Genomic DNA, 25,344 nt, shown 5'->3' on the forward strand with positions numbered 1-25,344 from the left:
AAGCACGGGAAGAGATGTCGGCACCCAATAAGTCGTACGACCCTGTCGAGGTCGAGGCCTTGAGACCGGAAGAGATCGAGCGCATGCGGGACGAGGCGCTCGCAGCCTTCGCCGCCGCGGGCTCCCTCGACGCGCTCCAGGAGGCCAAGGTCGCCCACACCGGCGGTACCTCTCCGCTGGCGCTGGCCAACCGCGAGATCGGCGCCCTGCCCCCGCACGCCAAGGCCGAGGCCGGCAAGCGGGTCGGCCAGGCCCGCGGCGCGGTGAACAAGGCCCTCGCCGCCCGCCAGGCCGAGCTGGAGGCCGAGCGCGACGCCCGCGTCCTGGTCGAGGAGGCGGTGGACGTCACGCTGCCCTACGACCGCGTCCCGGCCGGCGCCCGCCACCCGCTGACGACCCTGTCGGAGCGGATCGAGGACGTCTTCGTCGCCATGGGCTACGAGGTCGCCGAGGGCCCCGAGGCCGAGGCCGAGTGGTTCAACTTCGACGCCCTCAACATCGGCCCCGACCACCCGGCGCGCGGCGAGGCCGACACCTTCTTCGTCGAGGGACCCGACGGCTCCGGCGACTCCGGCGTCGTGCTGCGCACCCACACCTCGCCCGTGCAGATCCGCTCGCTGCTCGACCGCGAGCTGCCGGTCTACGTGATCTGCCCCGGCCGCGTGTACCGCACCGACGAGCTGGACGCCACCCACACTCCGGTCTTCCACCAGGTCGAGCTGCTCGCCGTCGACGAGGGCCTGACCATGGCGGACCTCAAGGGCACCCTGGACCACATGGTCCAGTCGCTGTTCGGCGAGGACATGAAGACCCGGCTGCGGCCGAACTTCTTCCCCTTCACCGAGCCGTCCGCCGAGATGGACATGGTGTGCTACGTCTGCCGTGGCGCCTCCGTCGGCAACCCCGACCGGCCCTGCCGCACCTGCTCCTCCGAGGGCTGGATCGAGCTCGGCGGCTGCGGCATGGTCAACCCGCGCGTGCTGCGCGCCTGCGGGGTCGACCCGGAGAAGTACAGCGGCTTCGCCTTCGGGTTCGGCATCGAGCGGATGCTGATGTTCCGCCACAACGTCGAAGACATGCGAGACATGGTCGAGGGTGACGTCCGGTTCACCCGGCCGTTCGGGATGGAGATCTGATGCGGGTCCCGCTTTCCTGGCTGCGGGAGTACGTCGACCTGCCGGAGACGGAGACCGGTCGTGACGTGCAGGCCAAGCTGATTTCGGCCGGCCTCGAGGTCGAGACCGTCGAACACCTCGGTGCCGACCTGAAGGGGCCGCTGGTCGTCGGTCAGGTGCTGACGATCGAGGAGCTGGAGGGCTTCAAGAAGCCGATCCGCTTCTGCACCGTCGACGTCGGGCAGGCTGGGGGCACCTCCCAGGCTTCCGGCACTGGGGGAGGCACGGGTGAGCCGCAGGAGATCGTCTGCGGCGCCCGGAACTTCGCCGTCGGCGACAAGGTCGTCGTGGTCCTCCCCGGTGCCACCCTGCCGGGCGGCTTCTCGATCTCCGCGCGCAAGACCTACGGCAGGGTCTCGCACGGCATGATCTGCTCCGGCGACGAGCTGGGCATGGGCCAGGACGGCAGCCACGGCATCATCGTGCTGCCGCCCGAGACCGAGGTCGGCAGGGACGCCGTCGAGCTGCTCGAGCTGGTCGACGAGGTGCTGGACATCGCCGTCACCGCCAACCGAGGCGACTGTCTGTCCATCCGCGGCGTCGCCCGCGAGGTCGCCATCGCCTACGGCCTGCCGCTGCGCGACCCCGCGCTGCTCGACGTGCCCGCCCCGAACGCCTACGGCTACCCGGTGAAGATCGCCGACCCGGCCGGCTGCGACCGCTTCACCGCCCGCACGGTCACCGGTCTCAGCCCGGAGGCGCGCTCCCCGATCTGGCTGCGGCGGCGGCTGCAGAAGGTCGGCATGCGCCCGGTCTCGCTCGCCGTCGACGTCACCAACTACGTGATGATGGAGCTCGGCCAGCCGCTGCACGCCTACGACCGCGGCCTGGTCCAGGGCGCCATCGGCGTGCGCCGTGCCGAGGAGGGCGAGGAGATCGTCACCCTCGACGGCGTCGAGCGGCAGCTGCACGCCGAGGACCTGGTCATCACCGACGACCGCGGCCCGATCGGGCTGGCCGGCGTGATGGGCGGCGCCAACACCGAGATCGCCGACCACGACGCCGTCGAGAACGGCGGCAGCGCCACCTCGGACGTGGTCATCGAGGCCGCCCACTTCGACCAGGTCTCCGTCGCCCGGACCGCCCGCCGGCACAAGCTGTCCTCCGAGGCCTCCCGCCGCTTCGAGCGCGGCGTCGACCCGCAGGCCGCCGCTGCCGCCGCGCAGCGCACCGTCGACCTGCTGGTGCTGCTGGCCGGCGGCACCGCCGAGGCCGGGGTCACCGAGGTCAGCGCCCCGGTCACGCCGCACACCATCACCGCCCCGGCCGACCACCCGGACCGGGTCGCGGGCGTGAGCTACGGCCGTGAGACCGTCGTCCGCAGGCTGCAGCAGGTCGGCTGCGACGTGTATGGCCAGGACGAGCTGATCGTCACGGTGCCGTCCTGGCGGCCCGACCTCGCCGATCCCAACGACCTCGCCGAGGAGGTCGTCCGGCTGGAGGGCTACGAGAACCTGCCGGCCACCCTGCCCAAGCCGCCGGCCGGCCGCGGTCTGACCGCCCGGCAGCGACTGCACCGGCGCGTCGGCCGGGCCCTGGCCGGCGCCGGATACGTGGAGGCGCCGAACTACCCGTTCGTCAGCGAGCGGGTCTTCGACCAGCTCGGGCTGGCGGCCGACGACCCGGCCCGCCGCGTCGTGAAGCTGGTCAACCCGCTCAGCGACGAGGAGCCCGCGCTCCGCACCTCGCTGCTGCCGGGCCTGCTCGGCGCGCTGCGCCGCAACGACGGCCGGGGCGGCCACGACCTGGCGCTGTTCGAGACCGGGCTGGTCTTCCGGCCGCGCGAGGAGCGGCACGCCGCCGGTCACCTCCCCGTCGACCGGCGCCCCGGCGACGAGGACCTCGCCGCGCTGAACGCTGCGCTGCCCGACCAGCCGCGGCATGTCGCCGCCGTCCTGGCCGGGGCCCGCGAGCAGGCCGGCTGGTGGGGCAGGGGCCGCCCGGCCGACTGGGCCGACGCGGTCGAGGCCGCCCGGACCGTCGCCCGCGAGGCCGGCACCGAGCTGATCGTCCGCAAGGGCCAGTACGGTCCCTGGCACCCGGGCCGCTGCGCAGAGCTGGCGGTCGACCTCGACGGCACCGAGCACATCGTCGGCCACGCCGGCGAGCTGCACCCGAGGGTGCTGAAGACGCTCGGCCTGCCGGCGCGCAGCTGCGCGATGGAGCTGGACCTCGACGTCGTGGCGAAGGCCGGTCGGGCCACCCCGCAGGCACCGGGCATCTCCACCTTCCCGGTCGCCACCCAGGACGTCGCCCTCGTCGTCGACGCCTTCGTGCCGGCCGCGGAGGTCGAGGCGGCACTGCGCGAGGGCGCCGGTGAACTGCTGGAGGCCATCCGGCTGTTCGACGTGTACGACAATGCCGAGCAGCTGGGGGAGGGGCGCAAGTCCCTCGCGTACGCGCTGCGCTTCCGGGCCGGGGACCGGACGCTGACGGTCGACGAGGCGTCCGCCGCCCGCGACGCCGCGGTGGCCCTCGCCGGTGAGCGGACCGGGGCGGTGCTCCGCAGCTAGTTCGCCGGAATACCAGGGACACATCACTCGTACGGGTGACAATTCCGGGCGATCTGGCCCGTCCCGGCCATGCCCGTGGACAGAATCGGACCGGCCCTTCGGGGCCGGTCCGCGCTGTCTGGGCCTGACTGGGGGGCCACCAGCATGTTCCACATCAAGGCTCGGGCTCCCCGCAGGGTGCTCGCGCTCGGGCTGCCCACCTTCTGGGGCGCCACGGCCGTCACCTACAAACTGACCTGCCCGCTCGCCCAGCAGGACGGGCTCGGGCCCAGAATCGTCACCAGCGCCGTGTTCTTCGCGGTCGGCACCGGCCTGGTGCTGCACGTCCGGCGGACGCTGCTGCGCGAGCTGCGCCGGGCGCGACAGGCCGCCGGAGCCGCCCAGCAGGTGCTGCTGCGTCCGCCGGCGCCGCGGATCGGCGGACTGGATGTCGCCGCCGCCCAGCTGTCCGCCGACCGCGGTGCGCAGGTCGGCGGGGACCTGTACGACGTGGCCCGCACCGAGCACGGCGTACGGGTGGTGATGGGCGACGCCCGCGGCCACGGTCTCGCCGCCCTCGGCACGGCCGCCGCGGTCCTGGGCAGCTTCCGTGAGGCCGTGCACGACGAACCGGCCCTCGACGGGGTGCTGCGCCGGCTGGACCGCACCCTCGCCCGGCATCTGCGCGACGGCCCGGGCGGTACAGCGGCCGAGGAGTTCGTCACCGTCCTGCTGCTGGAGATCCGCCCCGACGGCACCCTGCACGCCCTGAACTGCGGCCACCCGTGGCCCCATCTGATACGCGGCACCGAGGTCGACCCCGTGGCCCGCGACGACCCCCTGCCGCCCCTCGGTGTCCTCCCGCTCCCCGCCGAGCTGCCCGCGGCACCCTGCGGACGGCTCCGCCCGGGCGAACTGCTCGTCCTGCACACGGACGGCGTGGAGGACGCCCGGGACCCGCACGGCCGCTTCTTCCCGCTGCGGGAGGTGCTCGCCGACGCCGCACAGGCCGAGCCGGGAACCGCACGGGCCGTACTCGGCCGGGCGTTCGCCATGCTGCTGCACCACGCGCGCGGCGCGCCCGCGGACGACGTGGCCCTGTTGGTGCTGGGCTGCGAGCATCAGCCCGGGGGCGCGGGGAACCGCGCGGCCGGCCGCGGCGCGCCCGCAGCCGGCACCCGGCCGCTGGTGAACGGCGCATAGGCCCCCCTGCGTGGGCCCACGGAGCGCCGGGCGGCCGTCCGCCCAGCCACGGAGTGTCGGGCAGGCAGCTGGACGGACGGCCCGAGAACGGGCCGCCGCACTGTACGAGGGGGAGCCGGCGGCCCGGCCGGCCTCTTGCGAGGCAGCTCAGTCAACCCGTTCGGAACTCTCCGCAACAGCGCACACACGCTACGGATGCGAGTACTCCGTTCACACCCCGTGTGAAGACGCACCCACTACTCTGTCCGCACCGAGCCACCGGGGGCACGTATGCAGCCCAACACCCTGCTCGACGCGATCCTGGACGAGGCGGGGATCTCGCACGCGGGTCTGGCCGCCCATGTCAACCAGGCCGGACGGGCCCGGGGTCTCGCCCTGAGGTACGAACACACCGCCGTCGCCCGCTGGTTGAAGGGGCAGCGGCCCCGGGGTCAGGTGCCCGACCTGATCTGCGAGGTGCTCGCGGCCCGGCTGCACCGGCCGGTCACGCTCGACGACATCGGCCTCGGAGTACCCGGCGAGCCCTCCGCACCGCACACCGGGTCGCTGTCCGGGTTCGTGGAACGGGCCACCGCGCTGTGGCGCTCCGACCAGCAGCAGCGCCCGCACATCCTGGGCGCGCCCGCCCTGACCGGTACCCCCGCGGTGATGCCGGTGTGGGAGTGGGAGAACCCGCCTGAGGACGTGGACGTCTCCCGGGGCGGCCGGCACCGGGTCACCCCCGCCGATCTGGAAACGCTGCGCGCCGCCCGCGCGCACTACGAGCAGATGTACCGCAAGGCCGGCGGCATCGCGACCCGCGCCCGGATCGTCGGCTTCCTCAACACCGAGGCCGCACCGCTGCTGCGCGGCGGCTACACCGACGCCACCGGCCGCCACCTGCACCGCGCCACCGGTGGGCTGGTGGCGGTCGCCGGTATCTGTGCCTACGACTCCGACGCACACGGTCTGGCCCAGCGCTACTTCCACCAGGCGCTGCGCCTGGCCAAGGCCAGCGGGGACCGGGGACTGGGCGCCTATGTGATCGCGCTGCTGGTCAACCAGACGCTGTACATGCGGGAGTACCGCCAGTCCGTCGCCTTCGCGGAGGCCGCGCTGCGTGCGGCGGGCCGGCACATCACCCCGGCGCTCGCCTCCGACCTGTACGCGATGCAGGCGAAGGCCTACGCGCACCTGGGCGACGGCACCAGTGCGCTGTCCTGCATCCGGCGCGCCGAGCAGGCCGCCGAACGCATCCGGCGCGGTTACGAACCCGACGAGACCGGCTATGTGCAGCCGGGGCTGGTCAACGTCCAGGTGGCGGAGGCGCTGCTGAGCCTCGGGGACCTGGCCGCGGCGGCGGAGCATGCGGCGGCTGCCGTCGACACCCCGGCGCACGACCGGGGCCGGGTGCACCGGCTGGCCATGCTGAGCACCATCGAACTGCGCCAGGGCCACGCCGACAAGGCGGTGGCCACCGCCGTGCAGATGGCCGAGCAGGCCCGGGGCATGGAGTCGCAGCGGCTGCGCGACCGGCTCCGGGCGGTCCGCGAGCACCTGGCGACCAGCGGCTGCGCGGGGACGGCCGAGGCGGCCGAACTCATCGACGGGGCGCTGCGGGTACCGCTGTAGGGGCCCGGTCCCCGCCCCCGGGTGCGGAGACTGCGCCCGACGCTGCGCCCGGAGCGGCCCCCGTGCGCCTGCTGCCGTCCCGCCGCGGCTGCCATATTGCCATCTACACGTCGGAAGGTGGCAGAACCGTGCAGTGGACGAAACAGAACGAGCAAACTGTGTACTCAAATCGCTGGTTCAGTGTCAATCTGGCGGACGTCGAGCTCCCGGACGGCCGGCATCTCGACCACTTCCTCATACGGCTGCGGCCCGTCGCCGTGGCCACGGTGGTCAACGAGGCCAACGAGGTCCTCCTGCTGTGGCGCCACCGCTTCATCACCGACAGCTGGGGATGGGAACTCGCCGCCGGCGTCGTCGAGGACGGCGAGGACGTCGCGGTCGCGGCCGCCCGGGAACTGGAGGAGGAGACCGGCTGGCGTCCGGGACCCCTGCACCACCTGATGAGCGTGGAGCCGTCCAACGGCCTCACCGACGCCCGGCACCACATCTACTGGGCCGACGCCGGCGAGTACGTCGGGCACCCCGTGGACGACTTCGAGTCGGACCGCCGGGAGTGGGTCCCGCTCAAGCTCGTCCCCGACCTGGTCGCCCGCGGCGAGGTCCCGGCCGCCAACATGGCGGCGGCCCTGCTCCTGCTGCACCACCTCAGACTCGGACAGGACACCGTGCCCGGCAGCTGAGCCGGCGCCCGGCTACCGTGCCAGGGCCTGCCAGACGGTGACGACCAGAGCGCCCACGGCCGCGATCACCGCGATCGAGGGCAGCGGCCAGCGGGCATGCTCCAGCGCGGTGAGCCGGGTACTGAGGTCCTCGAGCTCCTTGGCGGTCTCCTCGGTGCGATGGGACAGCAGAGCCAGTCCGCCCTCGACGCGGGCATACGCCACATCGAGCCGGCGCCGTAACTCTGCGAGTTCTCCCAGATGGACGGAATGCTCGGGATCGGCGGTCACGAACCGCTCCTTTCCGTAGTCGTCTGACATCCCTTGCATGCGCATGCTGAGTCAACTCGCCTGGTGGGCGCGTGGGGAGCGTGTGCGAGCGGCATATGCGGGCCCGGTGCGCACACGGTGTGCGAATGCCGCGAGCCCGGCACCTGTTCCGGTACCGGGCCCGCAGTCGTCGCGGAGCGTAATCAGCCGTAGGAGTAGAACCCCGACCCGCTCTTGCGGCCGAGGCGGCCGGCGTCGACCATGCGCTGGAGCAGCGGGGGAGCGGCGTACAGCGGCTCCTTGTACTCCTCGTACATCGAGTACGCGACGGAGGAGACCGTGTCCAGGCCGATCAGGTCGGCCAGCTTCAGCGGGCCCATCGGGTGGGCGCAGCCCATCTCCATGCCGTTGTCGATGTCCTCGCGGCTGGCGATGCCCGACTCGAACATCCGGATCGCGGACAGCAGATAGGGGATCAGCAGCGCGTTCACCACGAACCCGGAGCGGTCCTGGGCGCGGATGGCGTGCTTGCCGAGCACCTTCTCGGTGAACAGCTGCGTCCGGCTGAGCGTGCCCTCGGAGGTGGTCAGCGCCGGGATCAGCTCGACCAGCTTCTGCACCGGGGCCGGGTTGAAGAAGTGGATGCCGATGACGTGGTCCGGGCGGGAGGTGGCCACCGCCAGCTTCACCAGCGGGATCGACGAGGTGTTGGAGGCCAGGATCGCGTCCGGGCGGGTCACGATCTGGTCGAGGACCTGGAAGATCTCGGTCTTGACGTGCTCGTTCTCGACGACGGCCTCGATCACCAGATCACGGTCGGCGAACTCGCCGAGGTCCGTGGTGAAGCCGAGCCGGGCCTGGGTGGCGTCCCGCTCCTCCTCGGTGATCTTGCCGCGCTCGGCGGCCTTGGCGAGCGAGTTGAACAGCCGGGTCCGGCCGATCTCCAGAGCCTCGCCGGTGGTCTCGGCGACCATCACCTCCAGACCGGCGCGGGCGCACACCTCGGCGATGCCCGCCCCCATCTGGCCGCAACCGACCACTCCGACGCGCGTGATATCTCCCGAGATGCCGGTCACATCGTCCCTTTCGCTGTCCTTCGGCTGTGGCAGGCCGGCCGGGGCCCCGGCGCCTGCTCCGATCGTGCACGTTACCCCCGAGGCGGCGGTGATCGGGCCGCCGGGTCGGGCATGCTGGGGCGCGGGGACGATCCGTGACCGTGCGGATCCGCAGCGTCGGGAGGTCACCGCGATGGGCCCGGTCTCACGTAGGACGTTCGCCGTGGCCGCGCTGTGCGCGCTGCCGGCGGCGCCCCGGGCGTCGGCGGCACCCCGCCGGCGCGGCGGCGCCGCGGTGACGGAGATGCGAGGGATGTGGCTGGCGACCGTGGCCAACCGCGACTGGCCGTCCCGGCCCGGGCTGACCACGGCCGTGCAGCGCCAGGATCTGATCGCCCACCTCGATCTGGCGGTCCGGTACCGCCTGAACACGGTGTTCTTCCAGGTGCGGCCCACCGCCGACGCGCTGTGGCCGTCCCCCCACGAGCCGTGGTCGGAGTGGCTGACCGGTGTCCAGGGCCGCGACCCCGGCTGGGACCCGCTCGGCACGGCGGTGCGCGAGGCGCACGCCCGCGGCCTGCAGCTGCACGCCTGGTGCAACCCGTACCGGATCGCCCTGCACACCGACCCGTCCCGGCTCACGGCCTCCCACCCCGCCCGCCGGCACCCGGACCGGGTGGTGGCCTACGGCGGGAGGCTCTACTACAACCCCGGGCTGCCCGAGGTCCGCGCCTTCGTCCTGGAGGCGATGCTGGACGCCGTGCGCCGGTACCCGGTCGACGGCCTCCACTTCGACGACTACTTCTACCCCTATCCGGTGACCGGCGAGACCTTCGACGACGCCGCCGCGTTCGCGGCCCACGGCGGCGGGTTCGCCGACCTGGCGGCCTGGCGGCGGGACAACACCGACCGGCTGGTGCGCGAGACGGCGGCCGGGGTCAGGGCACTGCGGCCCACCGCGCAGTTCGGCATCAGCCCGTTCGGCGTGTGGCGCCACGCCGCCACCGACGCACGGGGCTCGGCGACCCGGGCGGGCCTCCAGTCGTACGACGACCTGTACGCCGACACCCGCACCTGGGTGCGGGAGGGCTGGATCGACTACGTGGTGCCGCAGCTGTACTGGCATCTCGGCGCGGACGGCGCCGACTACGCCGAACTGCTGCCCTGGTGGGCCGGGGTGGCCCGGGGCAGCCGGACGAAGCTGTACATCGGTGAGGCGCTGTACCGGGCCGGGGACCCCGCACAGCCCGCCGCCTGGCAGCGGACCGACGAGCTCTCCCGGCACCTGGCGCTGGCCGCCGACCGCCCGGAGGTGGCCGGGCACGTCTTCTTCGCCGCGCGGGACGTGGCGATGGACCGGATCGGCGCGATGGCGCGGGTCGCCGCCGACCACTACGGGCAGCCGGCCCGCGCCCCGCGCTGATCCCAGGAGACCCTGCGGCGCGCTACCGCCGGGTCTCCTTGCGGCGCCGGATCTCGGTGTCGGGGCCGGGGGAGCACACGCCCTCGTGACCGTCCTCGAAGCGGACGCGGTAGGGCGGGTTGCCCTCGTCGCCGAGAACCTCGACGATCTCGCCGATCTTGTCGTGCTGTCCGACCACCCTGCCGTGCTGGACTAGCTGGTCGCCCTTGGTTGCGCGCATCTGCGGGGGCCTCCTCACCTGGTGCGGGAGCAGCGGTCCGTGGCCTTGAGTCTAGGGCGCAGGACGCCGGTTGGGGACCTGCTGACACGCGCCGCTCAGCCTCGCGCCCGCTGGGTGACCGCGATGCACACCAGCACCGCCACGGCCGTCAGCGGGGCGGCCACCGTCAGGTGCTCGCCCAGGAGCAGCACCGACCACACCAGTGTGAGCAGCGGCTGGGCCAGCTGCAACTGGCTGGCCTTGGGAATCCCGACGGCCGCCATGCCCCGGTACCAGACGACCAGCCCGAGGAACTGCGACCCCGCCGCCACCCACAGCAGCCCGGTCACACTGTGCACCGTCAGCCGCACCGGCTCCAGGGCCAGCGCGACCGCGGCCGCCGGTACGGCCACCGGCAGGCACAGCACCAGCGCCCAGCCGATCACCTGCCAGCCCGGCATCACCCGGGCCAGCCGCCCGCCCTCGGTGTACCCGGCGGCGCACACCAGCAGCGCCGCGAACAGAAGCCCGTCGGCCGCGGTCAGCGCGCCGCCGCTCTGCTGCACGGTGAAGGCGACCACGGCCGCCGCGCCGGCCAGCGAGGCCGTCCAGAAGGTGCGTGACGGGCGGGTGCCGATGCGCAGGGCGGACATCAGTGCGGTGGTCAGCGGAAGCAGCCCGACCACGACGGCCGCGTGCGCCGTCGTCGAGGTCTGCAGGGCCAGCGTGGTCAGCAGCGGGAAGCCCACCACCACCCCGGCGGCGACCACGGCGAGGCCGGGCCGGTGTCTCCGGTCGGGCAGCGGCACGCGCAGCGCCAGCAGACAGCCGCCGGCGATCACCGCGGCGAGGACGCTGCGCACCGCGACCAGGGACCAGGCACCGAAGCCCTCCAGGCCCCATGCGGTGGCGGGAAAGGTGAGGGAGAAAGCGGTGACGCCGAGGGCGGCCTGCAGCGTGCCGAGCGACCGCCGGCCCTCGGTGCCGCCGGCGACCGCTATCCCGGTCGGCGCGATAGCGCTACTCTGTGCTCTCATGCAACAGCGTAGCAGTGTGGGTGATCTGGTCGGTGAGCTGCGGAAGGAGTTGGATCGCTACTCTCCCGGCGGAAAGCTCCCGTCCAGCCGAGCCCTCGTGGAGCGGTTCCGGGTGAGTCCCGTGACCGTGTCCCGCGCCCTGGGCCAGCTGGCGGCCGAGGGCCTGGTGGTGACCCGGCCCGGCGCCGGGGCGTACCGGGCCGGGCCGCCCCCCGCCGCAGCCCCCACCGGGGACACCTCCTGGCAGGAGGTCACGCTCAGCGCGGACGGCGCCGCCGATCTGGTCCCGCGCTCCGTGGACGCCTCGGGCGTCCTGGTGTCGCTGGCCGCGCCGCCGCCCGGCGTCGTGGAGTTCAACGGCGGATATCTGCACCCGTCGCTGCAGCCGGAGCGGGCCATGGCCGCGGCTCTGTCCCGGGCGGGACGCCGCCCCGGCGCCTGGGGGCGGCCGCCGATGGAAGGGCTGCCGGAGCTGCGGGAGTGGTTCGCCCGGGGCATCGGCGGGCCGGGCCGTCCGGTGACCGCCGCCGAGGTGCTGATCACCGCCGGCGGTCAGTCCGCGCTCACCACCGCCCTGCGCGCGCTGGCCCCGCCGGGCGCGCCCGTGCTGGTCGAGTCGCCGACCTACCCCGGCATGCTGGCCATCGCCCGCGCGGCCGGGCTGCGCCCGGTGCCGGTGCCCGTGGACGCCGACGGGGTGCGCCCCGCCCTGCTGGCCGACGCGTTCCGGGCGACCGGGGCCCGCGTCTTCGTCTGCCAGCCGCTGTTCCAGAACCCGACCGGCGCCGTCCTCGCCCCCGAGCGGCGCGGCGAGGTGCTGCGCATCGCCCGCGCGGCCGGCGCCTTCGTGGTCGAGGACGACTTCGTCCGGCGCCTGGTGCACGAGGACGCGGGGCCGCTGCCGCCGCCGCTGGCCGCCGACGACCCGGACGGTGTCGTCGTGCACGTCTGCTCGCTGACCAAGGCGACCTCGCCCAGCTTCCGGGTGAGCGCGCTGGCCGCGCACGGGCCGGTGCTGGAGCGGTTGCGGGCCATCCAGGTCGTCGACACCTTCTTCGTGTCCCGGCCGCTGCAGGAGGCGGCCCTCGAACTGGTCGGCTCGCCCGCCTGGCCGCGCCATCTGCGCACCGTCGCGGCGGAGCTCAGGGCCCGCCGCGACACGATGACCGCCGCGCTCCGGCTGCAACTGCCCGACGTCTCGCTGCCGCACGTCCCGTCCGGCGGCTACCACCTGTGGCTGCGGCTGCCCGACGGCACCGACGAGGGCGCGCTCACCTCGGCGGCGCTCCGCGCCGGCGTCGCGATCACCCCGGGGCGGCCCTACTTCAGTGCCGAACCCCCCGCCCCGCACCTCCGGTTGAGTTTCGCCGCGGTCGCGGGCGGCGGGGAGATCGGCGAAGGCGTGCGCAGGCTGCGCGCCGCCTACGGGGAAGTGAACGCGCGCGGGGGCGGCCAGTGAAGTCTGCGGCACTCTCGGTAACCCCCAGGTAACGCCTCTTGACCTGCGCACTTCCGCCCTCCACGATCGCCGCATGTCGCTTCGGGTCACATTCGTCGCCTCCGCGCGCAGCTACCCGCTGCTGGCGGAGCGCTTCGGGGACGACCGGCCGCTGGACCAGGCCGGCTGGGAGCAGGTGCTCAGTGTCGCCCACGCGCTGCTGCCGCTCGCCGCGGCCGAGCTGCGCTACTGCTCGCCGACGCCGCGCAGCCGCGCCACCGGGGACGGCCTCGGCTACGCGCCGCTGGTGCAGCCCGCGTTGCGGGAGTGCGACATGGGCCGCTGGCGCGGGCTGACCCTCGGGGAGGCGATGGCCCGCGAGCCGGAGGCGGTGGACGCCTGGCTCGCCGAGCCGCGCTGCGCCCCGCACGGCGGCGAGCCGCTGCCGGTCTTCATCCGCCGGGTCGGCGGCTGGCTGGACACCCGGCCCATGGAGGACGAGGGCACCATCGTCGCCGTGGCCGAGCCCTCCGTGATCCGGGCGGCGCTCGTGTACGCGCTGCAGGCGCCGCCCGGGACCTACTGGAACCTGGACGTCCGTCCGCTGTCGACGACCACCCTCACCGGCCGCGCGGGCCGCTGGAACCTGCGCTTCGACGGCGGACCGGATCAGCCCTCCCGGGTGTAGTCGGTGGTCAGGAGCAGATCCTTGGCCGGTCCGCGCACCCGCCACACCGTCCGCCAGCGGGCGGCGTCGAGGACGGTGAACTCGCCCCGGTAGAAGTCGGCGGCGCACGGATGGCCGGCGGTGTGCCGCCCGCCGGTCAGATCGAGGTCGTGGAAGGGCCGCCCGTCCGCGAACCGCACCTCGGCCGTGCCGGGCGCGGCACCCGGCAGGAACCGCAGCGTCCGCTCGGCGGGCCGGGTCACCCCCCGCCAGACGAAATCACCGGTCTCCCGGTGCAGCAGTCCGCCGCCCGTGCCGTCCGCCGGAGCGAACACCGTCGTGCCCTCGAACCGGCCCTCGGTGCCGTCGGTCAGGTCCCGCACGGTCCGCCGTACCCGCCACCGTCCGGCCAGATACGCCAGCACGTCCGGCACCGGCCAGAACTCGCCCATCGGTGCCAGGCCTCCTTCCCGGCCGTCGCCCGCCGTCGCCGCCGCGTCCGCCCCACGGGACGCGCTCGCCTCTCCATGGTGGCGGACCGGGCGGACCTCCCGCGGACCGGGCGGACCTCCCCCGGACCGGGCGTCAGCCGGCGGCGTCCCACCCCGGGATCGTCGGCAGCACCCGCTCGGCGACCCGCAGCAGGACCGCGTCCTCGGGCACCACACCGTCGGAGCGCCACACCGCCAGCTCGAAGGAGCCGCCGCGGTCCCGGGCGTCCTGGGCCACCGAGACGACCCGGGCGGGGACGCCGGAGTCGGCCTGGGCGTCGCTGCCGTCGAGGCGGAAACCGATGCTGATGGTGCGCTGCGAGTACAGGACCGCCGGGCGCTCCAGCACCGTCCGCCGGTGGGCGTCCGGTCCGAGGAGGGTGGCGTACCCGTCCACCGGAAGATCGTCGTAGGTGGCCGTCAGCGTCACGGTGTACGTGTCGAACTCGACCCGGGCCGAAGGGGTGGCGATCTCGTTGCTCCCGGTCCCGAAGGAGCCGTCGCCGCCCCCGGCGCTCTGCGCGAGCTCGCCGGGCGTGCCCAGCAGCGCGGCGAGGTCGGGGCGGTTCAGCACCGCGCACAACTGCGCCCCGGAGAGCCGCCGCGCATCCTCGGCCTGCCGTTCCTCCGGCTCCTCCTCCGAGCAGGCGGCGGCCTGCGGCGCCCGCTCGGAGGAGGTGTTCTCGGTCTCCCCGAGCGCCCAGAGGCCGGCGCCGAGCGCCCCCACCACGGCCACGGCCGCCACCGCCTGCCCCCATGCGCCCGCTGTGGTCGCGGACGCGTCGTCCCGGTCGGTCATGCCTTCCCCCACCTGCTCCGATCCCCCTGATCCCCTGGTGCGCCCGGGGACCCTAACCCGTGGCCGGTGCGTGGACAAGGGAATTGATCTTCCCGGGACGACGTTGCATAAACGTGCAGCGAAACGTATAGTCATGCCATCGAGGAGGAGGACTTCCATGGCGGTACGTGCGGCGGTGGCCGGAGCGAGCGGATACGCGGGCGGAGAGCTGCTGCGTCTGCTCCTCGCGCACCCCGAGGTCGAGATCGGCGCCCTGACCGGCAACACCAACGCCGGGCAGCGGCTGGGCACACTGCAGCCGCATCTGCTTCCGCTCGCCGACCGGGTGCTCGACCCGACCGTGCCCGACGTCCTCGCCGGTCACGACGTCGTCTTCCTCGCACTGCCGCACGGGCAGTCCGCCGCCGTCGCCGAACAGCTCGGCCCGGACGTCCTCGTCGTCGACATGGGCGCCGACTTCCGGCTCGAGGATGCCGCCGACTGGGAGACCTACTACGGCTCCCCGCACGCCGGCACCTGGCCCTACGGCCTCCCCGAACTACCGGGTGCCCGCGCTGCGCTGGAGGGGTCCAAGCGCATCGCGGTGCCCGGTTGCTACCCGACGGCGGTGTCCCTGGCGTTCTTCCCCGCCTACGCCGCCGCCCTCGCCGAGCCCGAGGCCGTGGTCGTCGCCGCCTCCGGCACCTCGGGCGCGGGCAAGGCGCCCAAGCCGCACCTGCTGGGCAGCGAGGTCATGGGCTCGATGTCGCCGTACGGCGTCGGCGGTGTGCACCGGCACACCCCGGAGATGATCCAGAACCTCTCCGCGGCGGCAGCCGAGCCCGTCTCCGTCTCGTTCACCCCCACCCTCGCCCCCATGCCCCGCGGCATCCTCGCGACCTGCAGCGCCAAGGCGAAGCCCGGTGTCACCGCCGAGTCGCTGCGCGCCGCCTACGCCAAGGCCTTCGCCGACGAGCCCTTCGTCCATCTGCTCCCCGAGGGGCAGTGGCCCGCCACCGCGTCCGTCCACGGTTCCAACGCCGTTCAGGTGCAGGTCGCGTACGACGCCGCCGCGGGCCGCATCATCGCCATCGCCGCCATCGACAACCTGACCAAGGGCACCGCGGGCGGTGCCGTCCAGAGCATGAACCTCGCCCTGGGCCTCGACGAGACCCTGGGACTGACGACGATCGGAGTTGCGCCGTGAGTGTGACGGCAGCACAGGGATTCACGGCGGCGGGCATCGCCGCCGGGATCAAGGAGAACGGCAACCCCGACCTGGCCCTCGTGGTCAACAACGGCCCCCGACGCGCCGCCGCGGGCGTCTTCACCTCCAACCGGGTCAAGGCCGCCCCGGTGCTGTGGTCCGAGCAGGTCCTGAAGTCCCGGCAGCTGGCCGCCGTGGTCCTCAACTCCGGTGGCGCCAACGCCTGCACCGGCCCCAAGGGCTTCCAGGACACCCACGCCACCGCCGAGAAGACCGCCGACGTCCTCGGGATCGGCGCCGGTGAGGTCGCCGTGTGCTCCACGGGCCTCATCGGCGTGCTGCTCCCCATGGACAAGCTGCTCCCCGGCGTGGAGACGGCCGCCGCCGGGCTGTCCGAGCACGGCGGTGAGAAGGCCGCGATCGCCATCAAGACCACCGACACGGTGCACAAGACGTCCGTGGTGACGAACGCGGGCTGGACCGTCGGCGGGATGGCCAAGGGCGCAGGCATGCTCGCCCCCGGCCTGGCCACCATGCTCGTCGTCCTCACCACCGACGCCGACGTCGCGGCGGGCGACCTGGACCGGGCACTGCGCGCGGCCACCAGGGTCACCTTCGACCGGGTCGACTCCGACGGCTGCATGTCCACCAACGACACGGTGCTGCTGCTCGCCTCCGGCGCCTCCGGCATCACACCGGAGTACGACGCCTTCGCCGAGGCCGTCCGGGCGGTCTGCGACGACCTCGGACAGCAGCTGATCCGGGACGCCGAGGGCGCCAGCAAGGACATCAGGATCGAGGTGGTGAACGCCGAGACCGAGGAGGACGCCGTCCTGGTGGGCCGCAGCATCGCCCGCAACAACCTCCTCAAGTGCGCCATCCACGGCGAGGACCCCAACTGGGGCCGGGTGCTGTCCGCCATCGGCACCACGTCGGCGGTCTTCGAACCGGACCGGCTGAACGTCGCCATCAACGGCGTCTGGGTGTGCAAGAACGGCGGCGTCGGCGAGGACCGTGAGCTGGTCGACATGCGCTACCGCGAGGTGCACATCGTCGCCGACCTCGCGGCCGGCTCCGAGACGGCCACCATCTGGACCAACGACCTCACCGCCGACTACGTCCACGAGAACAGCGCCTATTCATCATGAGCACGCGTAAGCACACGGCCCTGCCGAAGGCCGAGATCCTCATCGAGGCACTGCCCTGGCTCACCCGGCACCACGGAAGGACGGTCGTCATCAAGTTCGGCGGCAACGCCATGGTGGACGAGGACCTGAAGGCCGCCTTCGCCCAGGACGTCGTCTTCCTCCGGCACGCCGGCCTCAGGCCCGTCGTCGTGCACGGCGGCGGCCCCCAGATCAGCCGGGCGCTCGAGACCCACGGCATCGTCAGCGAGTTCAAGGCCGGCCTGCGCGTCACCACCGAGGACGCCATGGACGTCGTACGGATGGTGCTGGCCGGTCAGGTGCAGCGCGAGCTGGTCGGACTGCTCAACCGGCACGGCCCGCTGGCCGTCGGCCTCACCGGCGAGGACGCGCACACCCTGACCGCCACCAAGCACCAGCCCCGCGTCGACGGCGAGCTCGTCGACATCGGACGGGTGGGCGAGATCACCGAGATCGACACCGGCGTCATCGAGGCGCTGCTCGCCGACGGCCGCATCCCGGTCGTCTCCTCCATCGCCCGCTCCCAGGACGACCACCACGTCTACAACGTCAACGCGGATACGGCGGCCGCGGCACTCGCTGCGGCACTGGGCGCCGAGACCCTGATGGTCCTCACCGACGTGGAGGGTCTCTACGAGGACTGGCCGGACTCCGACGAGGTGATCAGCCGGCTCACCGCCGCCCAGCTGGAGAAGCTGCTGCCCGACCTGGCCAGCGGCATGGTGCCGAAGATGGAGGGCTGCCTGCACGCCGTGCGCAACGGCGTCACCACGGCCCGCGTCATCGACGGCCGGGTTCAGCACTCGATCCTGCTGGAGATCTTCACCGACGAGGGCATCGGCACCATGGTCGTGCCCGACGAACCACAGGGGGACCAGGCATGACGGGCAACGGCAACCAGGAACTGACCGTCCGCTGGCAGGGCGCGCTCATGGACAACTACGGCACCCCCCGGCTGCCGCTGGTGCGCGGCGCGGGCGAGAGGCTGTGGGACGCCGACGGCAGGGAGTACCTGGACTTCGTCGGCGGTATCGCGGTCAACGCCCTCGGCCACGCCCATCCGGCGGTCGTCGCGGCCGTCAGCAGGCAGATCGCGTCGCTGGGCCATGTCTCCAACCTGTTCGTCGCCGAGCCGCCCGTCGCCCTCGCCGAACGGCTGCTCCAGCTCTTCGGCCGGGACGGCAGGGTGTTCTTCTGCAACTCCGGCGCCGAGGCCAACGAGGCCGCCTTCAAGATCGGCCGGCTGACCGGGCGCACCCACGTCGTCGCCACCGAGGGCGGCTTCCACGGCCGCACCATGGGCGCCCTGGCGCTGACCGGCCAGCCCGCCAAGCAGCAGCCCTTCCGCCCGCTGCCCGGCGACGTCACCCACGTGCCCTACGGGGACGCCCAGGCGCTGGCCGCCGCGGTCACCGACGACACCGCCATGGTGATCATCGAGCCGGTCCAGGGCGAGAACGGCGTCGTCGTCCCGCCCGCCGGATATCTGAAGGCGGCCCGCGCCATCACCGCGGCCACCGGGTCGCTGCTGGTGCTGGACGAGGTGCAGACCGGCATCGGACGTACCGGGAACTGGTTCGAGTACCAGGCCCACGAAGGCGTCCTGCCGGACGTCGTGACCCTCGCCAAGGGTCTCGGCGGCGGGCTGCCGCTCGGCGCCACCGTCGCCTTCGGGCGCGCCGCCCAGCTGCTCCGGCCGGGCCAGCACGGCACCACCTTCGGCGGCAACCCGGTCGCCTGCGCCGCCGGACTCGCCGTCCTCGACACCATCGCGGACGCCGGGCTGCTGGAGAACGTCAAGCGGCAGGGCGCCCGGCTGCGCGACGGGATCGAGGCGCTCGGCCACCCGCTGATCAGCCATGTCCGGGGTGCCGGCCTGCTCCTGGGTATCGTGCTCACCGAGCCGTCCGCACCGAAGGTGCAGCAGGCGGCTCAGGACGCCGGAATCCTGGTGAACGCGCCCGCGCCCGATGTCGTACGGCTGATGCCGCCGCTGACGCTGGGCGACGACGCGGTGGACGCCTTCCTCGGGGCACTGCCCGGCATCCTGGACGAGGCAGGCGGGGACGGACGATCCGGAGAATGAGACGACGATGAGTCAGGCGCAGGACCACGGGAGCCCGGGGGCCGCGGGGCCCGCCGTGCCACAGACCCGCACGGCACGTCACCGCCGGATCGTGGACATCCTCAACCGGCAGCCGGTGCGCTCGCAGAGCCAGCTGGCGAAGCTGCTCGCCGACGACGGACTGACCGTCACCCAGGCGACGCTCTCGAGGGACCTGGACGAGCTGAACGCGGTGAAGATCCGCAACACCGACGGCGACCTCATCTACGCGGTGCCCAGCGAGGGCGGCTTCCGTACGCCCCGGGCGCCGCTGGGGGAGTCGGCGAAGGAGGAGCGGATGCGGCGGCTCTCCGCGGAGCTGCTGATCTCCGCGGAGGCCTCGGCCAACCTCGTGGTCCTGCGCACCCCGCCGGGCGCCGCGCAGTTCCTCGCCTCGGCGATCGACCAGGCGGAGCTGCACGACATCCTGGGCACCATCGCAGGCGACGACACGCTGCTGCTGATCAGCCGCCGCCCGACCGGCGGCCAGGCCCTCGCCGAGCACCTGCTGAGGCTGGCCCAGAACGGCAACTGAGGGGGCGGGACCGCCGTGGCTGCGGGCAGGGCGGGCACGGGCGGGCGCGACGGGACCCGCGAACGCCGGCCGGCGGCTCGCCGGTACGTCAGCCCAGCCGTGCCGCCAGCCCCTCCGTGCACCGCACCTCGTCCCCGGCCGTGACCAGCAGCGCCTCCACCCCCTCCAGCGACTCCAGCCACCGCAGCCCCGCCCGCGCCCCCATCGCGAACGCCGCCGTCGCCCAGCAGTCCGCCCAGGTCAGACCTGGCGCCACCACCGTCACCGCGACCAGGTCGGTCACCGCGGACCGCCCGGTGCGCGGGTCGACGACATGGGCACCCCGCTCCACCGTCCCGGACGTCGCCACCGCCAGCTCCTCCGCCCCCGCCGCGGAGACCACCGCCGCCAGCCCGCCCGGCCGCAGCGGATCCGCCACCCCGACCCGCCACGGCCGCTCGTCCCCGGGCGAGCCGAGCAGCTGCACGTCCCCGCCGCCGTTCACACTCACCCCGCGTGCGCCCGCCGCAGCCAGTTCCCGCGCGGCGCGTTCCACCGCCCAGCCCTTGACGATCCCGGTCGGGTCGAGCCGGCCCCGGTACGAGGTGCTGAACCAGCCGTCGCTCACCCGCTCCGCCTCGGCCCCCAGCTCCAGCACCTCGGCGACCTCGGGATCGCACTGCCCGAGCGTCAGTTCGCCCCGGGCCAGCCGGCTGACCTGGCTGTCGTCCCGGTAGGTGCTGAACACCTCGTCCACCCGGTGCAGCCCGGCCACCGCCTCGGCCAGCGCCGTACGGACGGAGCCGGGTTCCCCGCCGCGGACGTCGAAGGAGAAGACGGTCCCCATCGCCTCCTCCACGTGACGTACCGCGGCGGGGGCCTCGGCCGGCCCGGCCGCCGTGTCAGCCACCGGCCCGGTCCAGCGCGGACTGCAGCGACTGCCGGTACCCGTTGCTGGTGTAGGTGGCGCCGGAGACGGTGTCGATGTCGGCGCCGCCCGCGGCGACGGCGGCCTGGTTGAGCTTGGGGACGGCGTCGGCGGTGATGCGGTCGGACTGGCCGCCCTTGGGTGCCTGGACCGCCTCCGCGCCGGTGATCCGGCCGCCGCTGACGGTGATGCGCACCTGTACGGGCCCGTACTGCGTCTGCGCGGCGTCCCCGGTGACGGTGCGCGCGTCCTGGGTCCCTTCCTGGGAGCCCTGGGACGGACCGGACGCCGCCGCCTTGTCCAGCGCGGACTGCAGCGACTGCCGGTACCCGTTGCTGGTGTAGGTGGCGCCGGAGACGGTGTCGATGTCGGCGCCGCCCGCGGCGACGGCGGCCTGGTTGAGCTTGGGGACGGCGTCGGCGGTGATGCGGTCGGACTGGCCGCCCTTGGGTGCCTGGACCGCCTCCGCGCCGGTGATCCGGCCGCCGTCCACCGTCAGCCGGACCTGGACGGGCCCGTACTGGGTGTCGGCCACGTCGCCGACGACCGTACCGGTGGCGTCGCCCCGGCCGCCCTGCGGCGACTGGGCCGCCACCGGCGGTGCCGCGCCACCCGCGGCGGCGGAGCCCGGGTCGGAGGCCGGCTTCAGCGACAGCAGCAGCACGACCCCGGACACCGTCGCGGCGCCCGCGAGCACGGCCCGCCGGATGGGATGGCTCTTCCTCATCTTCCCTTCAGCTCCTGACTCTCGCTCACATCGCGAACGACTCGTGATGGATGCGGCGGGCCGGTACGCCCGCGCCGCGCAGTGACTCGTAGACCGACTGCGCGAAACCGGGCGGCCCGCACAGGAACACGTCGTGCCGGTCGATGTCCGGGATCTTGCGGCCCAGGGTCTCGGCCGAGATGTCCGGGCGCTCCCCGTCGGGGCTGTTCACCGCGTACATCAGCCGGGCCCCGCGTTCGTCGGCGATCGCGGCGAGTTCGGTCCACAGGGCCAGGTCCTGGGTGCTGTTGGCCCGGTAGAGCAGGGTGATGTCACCGGCCGCGCCGGGCAGCGTCTCGAACAGCGCCCGCATCGGGGTGATGCCGACCCCGCCCGCCACCAGCAGCACCTTGCCGCGGCTGCGGCGCTGCGCGGTCAGCGCCCCGTAGGGGCCCTCCGCCCACACCCGGGTGCCGGGCTCCAGTTCGCGCAGCCGGGTGCTGTGGTCGCCGATGGCCTTCACGGTGATCCGCAGCATGTCCGGCCGCGGCGCCGCCGACAGCGAGTACGGGTGGGAGCTGAACCGCATCCCCGGCGCCAGGAACCGCCACCGGAAGAACTGCCCGGCCTCCGCCCCCATCCGGTGCAGTCTGCGCCCGCCGATCAGCACCGACACGATGCCGGGTGTCTCCTCGATGACCGCCTCGACCCGCAGCCGGTGCCGCAGGTTCAGCCGCAGCGGGGTGAGGATCCGGTACCAGAACACGAGCGCGGTGACCGAGCCGTACAGGACGTACCAGACGGTCTTGGCCACGGGCTCGACGGCGAAGTCGTTCCCGGTGGTGAGCTGGTGCCAGAACGTCAGGAACACCGCCACGTAGGTCAGCAGATGCACGTGGTACCAGGCGTCGTAGGGGATCCGGCGGCGCACCGGGCCGGCCGAGAGCAGTCCGATCACCACCAGCAGGCCGGAGCCGATGGCGGCCTTGCCCATGTCCGGCAGCTGGTTGATGGAGTCGACGGTCTGCGTGACGATGTCGCCGAGGCCCCTGCCCGACTGCAGGGCGTACCCCCACATGATCAGGAAGATGTGCGCCAGCATCAGGAAGAGCGTGTAGCGGCCGGTCATCGCGTGCCAGCGGGCGACCCGGTCCGAGCCCACCCGCCGCTCCAGCGCGGGCACCCGGGCCATCTGCAGCACCACCAGCGCCATCAGATAGCCGGCGAGCAGACCGGTGATCCGCCCCGCGTTCAGGATCCGGCCGGTGTCGTCGGAGATGGCGGGCGTGTTGCGCCACCACAGCCACAACACGCCCGCCGCGCCCGCCCACACGGCGAGCAGCAGAGGGACGGCCGGAGAGCGTCGTGGCCGGATGCGGCGCATCGTCTGGCGTCGGGCGGCACGGCCGCCGGCGAGCGTGGTGGTCACGATTCCTCCGTGGACAGGACCCTTGGCCCACAGATACGTGCCGTGCCCGCGGAGTGTTCAGCGCGGGCGGGTGCCCGGCGGCGGGTGTTCGGTGGCGCGTGCTCAGTAGCGGGTGATCGCGGTCGCGCCGCCCCTGGTACCGATCGCGATGTGGGGTGCCGCGGCCGGATCCGCCCAGGCGAGGATGCGGCGCATCACGTCCGCCCGCACCGACACACACCCGGCCGTCGCCCCGCGCCCGTTGACATGGAGGAAGATGCCCGCGCCGCGCCCGCGCACCGGACGGTCGTAGTTGAAGCCGATGACCAGGGCGTGGGTGTACTGCGGCCGGTAGGTGACGAGGTGCTCGGACTCCGCCGCGGCGCAGTCCGCGGGGCGCGGCTCGGTCCACCGGTTGTAGGACCGGGAGGCGTTGTCCTGGCACCACCAGGAGTCCTCGTGCACCGGCCGGTAGGGGTAGGCCGTCCCGGGCGGCGCCGGTTCGGTGCCGAAGGCGTACGGCAGGTCGTAGAGCCCGGTGGGGGTGGTGGAGGTGCCCTGCTTGCGCTTCGTCCCGTCGACGAGTCCGTTGACACCGAAGCGGGCAGGTGCGGAACCGGCCTGCACCCACCGGCCGCGCTCCCGGTGCCACCAGGCGACCGTGCCGGTGGTGGAGCCGGTGTGCCGGGCGACGGCGGTGATCAGCTGGGTGCCGCCGCCGGTGTCCGCCATCCGGGCCGGCAGCGGCCCGCGCGGCCGGTGCTCGGCGGGCGCGGCGCCGAGCACGAGGAGGGAGGCGGACACGAGGGCGACGACACCGGGGCGCATGGCTCAGACCGTAGACGGCGGCAGCGGGAGCGGCAGCCCGGGTAGTCCGTCCAGGCTGGTCGCGATGTGCTCCTTCTTGGTGAAGTAGGCGTCGAGGGAGGCGTCGTCCTCCCGGGCGAAGCGCTTGGCGTGCAGGTCGCGGTCCTCCTCGTAGGCCATGAAGGGCACGGCGTAGCCGCAGGTGTCCCGGACGAGTTCGGCCGTCACGACGATGACGGCGCGCAGCCCGTGGTTGCCCGGGTCGACGTCCGGGAAGCGGGCGAGGAGTCCGGGGAAGCGGGGGTCGTCGCGGAAGACGGGCTCGCCGCGGCCGTGCACCCGGACGATGTTCGGCGGGCCCTGGAAGGCGCACCACATCAGGGTGATCCGGCCGTTCTCCCGCAGGTGCGCGATGGTCTCGGCGTTGGAGCCGGCGAAGTCGAGGTAGGCGACGGTGTGTTCGTCGAGGACGGCGAGGGTGCCCTTCAGGCCCTTGGGGGAGAGGTTGACCGTGCCGTCGGCGGCCAGCGGAGCCGTGGCGGTGAAGAACAGGGGCTGCTCCTCGATGAAGGAGCGGAGCCGGCCGTCTATGCGCTCATAAGTCTTTCCCATGTCTAACGATTATGGCCGACGCGCATCAGTTCCGTCCCGGAGTTCTCGCCGCTCACCCTGTCCTGCCCGACCCGGATTGACGAATCATGCGGAGTTCTGCATACTCATGCATGTCAGCGATTGCACTGTAAGGAGAAACCCGTGACCGAGCGCGTCGTACTCGCCTACTCCGGCGGTCTGGACACCTCCGTCGCCATCGGCTGGATCGCCGAGGAGACGGGCGCCGAGGTCATCGCCGTTGCCGTGGACGTCGGCCAGGGCGGCGAGGACCTGGACGTCATCCGCAAGCGCGCGCTCGCCTGCGGTGCCGTCGAGGCCGAGGTCGCGGACGCCAAGGACGAGTTCGCCGAGGAGTACTGCCTCCCGGCGATCAAGGCCAACGCCCTCTACATGGACCGCTACCCGCTGGTCTCCGCGCTGTCGCGGCCGACGATCGTCAAGCACCTGGTCGCCGCCGCCCAGAAGCACGGCGCCACCACCGTCGCCCACGGCTGCACCGGCAAGGGCAACGACCAGGTCCGCTTCGAGGCCGGCATCGTCGCCCTCGCCCCCGACCTGAAGTGCATCGCCCCGGTCCGCGACTACGCCATGACACGCGACAAGGCCATCGCCTTCTGCGAGGACAAGGGCCTGCCGATCGCGACCACCAAGAAGTCCCCGTACTCCATCGACCAGAACGTCTTCGGCCGGGCCATCGAGACCGGCTTCCTGGAGGACATCTGGAACGCCCCGATCGAGGACATCTACGAGTACACCCAGAACCCGGCCGTCGCCCGGGAGCCCGACGAGGTGGTCGTCACCTTCAAGGAGGGCGTCCCGGTCGCGATCGACGGCAAGCCCGTCACCGTGCTCCAGGCGATCCAGCAGCTCAACGAGCGGGCCGGCGCCCAGGGCATCGGCCGCATCGACATGGTCGAGGACCGCCTGGTCGGCATCAAGTCCCGCGAGGTCTACGAGGCCCCCGGCGCGATCGCCCTGATCACCGCCCACCAGGAGCTGGAGAACGTCACCGTCGAGCGCGAGCTCGCCCGCTACAAGCGGGGCGTCGAGCAGCGCTGGAGCGAGCTGGTCTACGACGGCCTGTGGTTCTCCCCGCTCAAGCGCGCCCTGGACGGCTTCGTGGACGAGGCCAACCAGCACGTGAGCGGCGACGTCCGGATGACCCTGCACGGCGGCCGGGCGGTCGTCACCGGCCGGCGCTCCGAGCAGTCGCTGTACGACTTCAACCTCGCCACGTACGACACCGGCGACACCTTCGACCAGTCCGCGGCCAAGGGCTTCATCGACATCTACAGCCTGTCGTCGAAGATCGCCGCCAAGCGGGACCTGGCGTAACCCTCCGGCAACCCTCCGTACGCAGTAGCCTGGCCGCCGCCTCCCCACCCGCGGGTGGG

25 protein-coding genes are annotated in these 25,344 nt (G+C 73.3%); 14 read left to right on the forward strand and 11 right to left on the reverse strand.

The features are described from left to right. The first annotated feature begins 14 nt into the window (after positions 1–14). The 5 genes from pheS (at position 15) to V5O46_RS17695 (ending at position 7,161) form a co-directional block, all read left to right on the forward strand. Complete coding sequence (gene pheS, locus V5O46_RS17675; RefSeq protein WP_332885565.1) at positions 15–1,136, forward strand: phenylalanine--tRNA ligase subunit alpha; 1,122 nt, start codon at positions 15–17, stop codon at positions 1,134–1,136. Then, positions 1,136–3,688 (forward strand): phenylalanine--tRNA ligase subunit beta, encoded by a 2,553-nt coding sequence (pheT, locus tag V5O46_RS17680; protein ID WP_332885566.1) that lies wholly within the window; start codon positions 1,136–1,138, stop codon positions 3,686–3,688. The genes pheS and pheT overlap by 1 nt, the downstream gene beginning before the upstream one ends. Positions 3,689–3,832: 144 nt before the next feature. Further along, on the forward strand, positions 3,833–4,870 hold the full coding sequence (locus tag V5O46_RS17685) for a PP2C family protein-serine/threonine phosphatase (protein ID WP_332885567.1): 1,038 nt from the start codon (positions 3,833–3,835) through the stop codon (positions 4,868–4,870). Positions 4,871–5,140: 270 nt separating this feature from the next. Continuing rightward, a complete protein-coding gene (locus V5O46_RS17690) occupies positions 5,141–6,481 on the forward strand; it encodes a transcriptional regulator (RefSeq protein ID WP_332885568.1) in 1,341 nt (446 codons plus the stop codon). A gap of 128 nt (positions 6,482–6,609) precedes the next feature. Then, a complete protein-coding gene (locus V5O46_RS17695; RefSeq protein ID WP_332885569.1) occupies positions 6,610–7,161 on the forward strand; it encodes an NUDIX hydrolase in 552 nt (183 codons plus the stop codon). 12 nt (positions 7,162–7,173) lie between these two features. Here V5O46_RS17695 and V5O46_RS17700 read toward each other — a convergent pair whose 3' ends face one another. Next, positions 7,174–7,431: a hypothetical protein gene (locus V5O46_RS17700; RefSeq protein WP_332885570.1), complete on the reverse strand. Its 258-nt coding sequence runs from the start codon at positions 7,429–7,431 to the stop codon at positions 7,174–7,176. Positions 7,432–7,613: 182 nt separating this feature from the next. Next, the gene (locus V5O46_RS17705; RefSeq protein WP_332885571.1) at positions 7,614–8,486 is read right to left on the reverse strand and encodes a 3-hydroxybutyryl-CoA dehydrogenase; all 873 of its coding nucleotides are present in this window, start codon (positions 8,484–8,486) and stop codon (positions 7,614–7,616) included. Positions 8,487–8,658: 172 nt separating this feature from the next. Between V5O46_RS17705 and V5O46_RS17710 the strand changes: the two genes are divergently transcribed. After that, on the forward strand, positions 8,659–9,888 hold the full coding sequence (locus V5O46_RS17710) for a glycoside hydrolase family 10 protein (protein ID WP_332885572.1): 1,230 nt from the start codon (positions 8,659–8,661) through the stop codon (positions 9,886–9,888). A 22-nt stretch (positions 9,889–9,910) separates the two neighbouring features. Here V5O46_RS17710 and V5O46_RS17715 read toward each other — a convergent pair whose 3' ends face one another. Both V5O46_RS17715 and V5O46_RS17720 read right to left on the reverse strand, forming a co-directional pair. Further along, on the reverse strand, positions 9,911–10,108 hold the full coding sequence (locus tag V5O46_RS17715) for a DUF1918 domain-containing protein (RefSeq protein WP_332885573.1): 198 nt from the start codon (positions 10,106–10,108) through the stop codon (positions 9,911–9,913). 95 nt (positions 10,109–10,203) lie between these two features. After that, positions 10,204–11,124, reverse strand: coding sequence for a DMT family transporter (locus V5O46_RS17720; protein WP_332885574.1), 921 nt, complete (start codon positions 11,122–11,124; stop codon positions 10,204–10,206). Between V5O46_RS17720 and V5O46_RS17725 the strand changes: the two genes are divergently transcribed. Continuing rightward, on the forward strand, positions 11,123–12,583 hold the full coding sequence (locus V5O46_RS17725) for an aminotransferase-like domain-containing protein (protein WP_332885575.1): 1,461 nt from the start codon (positions 11,123–11,125) through the stop codon (positions 12,581–12,583). The two genes, V5O46_RS17720 and V5O46_RS17725, sit on opposite strands and share 2 nt — an antisense overlap. Positions 12,584–12,656: 73 nt before the next feature. Further along, complete coding sequence (locus tag V5O46_RS17730; protein WP_332885576.1) at positions 12,657–13,250, forward strand: histidine phosphatase family protein; 594 nt, start codon at positions 12,657–12,659, stop codon at positions 13,248–13,250. Here the strand turns inward: V5O46_RS17730 and V5O46_RS17735 are convergent. Continuing rightward, entirely contained in the window at positions 13,232–13,681 is a 450-nt protein-coding gene (locus V5O46_RS17735; protein ID WP_332885577.1) for a DUF6314 family protein, read from the reverse strand. The two genes, V5O46_RS17730 and V5O46_RS17735, sit on opposite strands and share 19 nt — an antisense overlap. 133 nt (positions 13,682–13,814) lie before the next feature. Next, on the reverse strand, positions 13,815–14,519 hold the full coding sequence (locus V5O46_RS17740; RefSeq protein WP_332885578.1) for a DUF6215 domain-containing protein: 705 nt from the start codon (positions 14,517–14,519) through the stop codon (positions 13,815–13,817). A gap of 157 nt (positions 14,520–14,676) precedes the next feature. Here V5O46_RS17740 and argC point away from each other — a divergent pair, with 157 nt between their 5' ends. Genes argC through V5O46_RS17765 form a run of 5 tightly spaced genes read left to right on the forward strand, consistent with a single transcriptional unit; the run spans position 14,677 to position 19,510 of the window. Continuing rightward, entirely contained in the window at positions 14,677–15,705 is a 1,029-nt protein-coding gene (argC, locus tag V5O46_RS17745; RefSeq protein ID WP_332885579.1) for an N-acetyl-gamma-glutamyl-phosphate reductase, read from the forward strand. Continuing rightward, positions 15,702–16,853, forward strand: a complete 1,152-nt coding sequence (gene argJ / locus V5O46_RS17750; protein WP_332885580.1) for a bifunctional glutamate N-acetyltransferase/amino-acid acetyltransferase ArgJ — start codon at positions 15,702–15,704, stop codon at positions 16,851–16,853. Before argC ends, argJ begins: the two co-directional genes overlap by 4 nt. After that, positions 16,850–17,755 (forward strand): acetylglutamate kinase, encoded by a 906-nt coding sequence (gene argB / locus V5O46_RS17755; protein ID WP_332885581.1) that lies wholly within the window; start codon positions 16,850–16,852, stop codon positions 17,753–17,755. Before argJ ends, argB begins: the two co-directional genes overlap by 4 nt. After that, on the forward strand, positions 17,752–18,957 hold the full coding sequence (locus V5O46_RS17760) for an acetylornithine transaminase (protein ID WP_332885582.1): 1,206 nt from the start codon (positions 17,752–17,754) through the stop codon (positions 18,955–18,957). Before argB ends, V5O46_RS17760 begins: the two co-directional genes overlap by 4 nt. 7 nt (positions 18,958–18,964) lie before the next feature. Further along, entirely contained in the window at positions 18,965–19,510 is a 546-nt protein-coding gene (locus V5O46_RS17765; protein WP_332885583.1) for an arginine repressor, read from the forward strand. 88 nt (positions 19,511–19,598) lie between these two features. On the opposite strand, the gene V5O46_RS17770 is transcribed toward V5O46_RS17765, so the two are convergent. The 5 genes from V5O46_RS17770 to V5O46_RS17790 all read right to left on the reverse strand — a co-directional run bounded on the left by V5O46_RS17770 (position 19,599) and on the right by V5O46_RS17790 (position 23,950). Further along, positions 19,599–20,399, reverse strand: coding sequence for an FAD:protein FMN transferase (locus V5O46_RS17770; RefSeq protein WP_332885584.1), 801 nt, complete (start codon positions 20,397–20,399; stop codon positions 19,599–19,601). Next, positions 20,392–21,144, reverse strand: coding sequence for an FMN-binding protein (locus V5O46_RS17775; protein ID WP_332885585.1), 753 nt, complete (start codon positions 21,142–21,144; stop codon positions 20,392–20,394). Before V5O46_RS17775 ends, V5O46_RS17770 begins: the two co-directional genes overlap by 8 nt. A 25-nt stretch (positions 21,145–21,169) precedes the next feature. Beyond that, a complete protein-coding gene (locus tag V5O46_RS17780; protein WP_332885586.1) occupies positions 21,170–22,552 on the reverse strand; it encodes a ferredoxin reductase family protein in 1,383 nt (460 codons plus the stop codon). Between the two features lie 102 nt (positions 22,553–22,654). After that, complete coding sequence (locus V5O46_RS17785) at positions 22,655–23,359, reverse strand: L,D-transpeptidase family protein (protein ID WP_332885587.1); 705 nt, start codon at positions 23,357–23,359, stop codon at positions 22,655–22,657. A 3-nt stretch (positions 23,360–23,362) separates the two neighbouring features. Then, positions 23,363–23,950 (reverse strand): pyridoxamine 5'-phosphate oxidase family protein, encoded by a 588-nt coding sequence (locus V5O46_RS17790; RefSeq protein WP_332885588.1) that lies wholly within the window; start codon positions 23,948–23,950, stop codon positions 23,363–23,365. Positions 23,951–24,091: 141 nt separating this feature from the next. Here V5O46_RS17790 and V5O46_RS17795 point away from each other — a divergent pair, with 141 nt between their 5' ends. Continuing rightward, complete coding sequence (locus tag V5O46_RS17795) at positions 24,092–25,285, forward strand: argininosuccinate synthase (RefSeq protein ID WP_332885589.1); 1,194 nt, start codon at positions 24,092–24,094, stop codon at positions 25,283–25,285. Positions 25,286–25,344 lie beyond the last annotated feature (59 nt).

It is taken from the genome of Streptomyces poriticola, from assembly GCF_036689765.1.
Classification (GTDB): Bacteria; Actinomycetota; Actinomycetes; order Streptomycetales; family Streptomycetaceae; genus Streptomyces; species Streptomyces poriticola.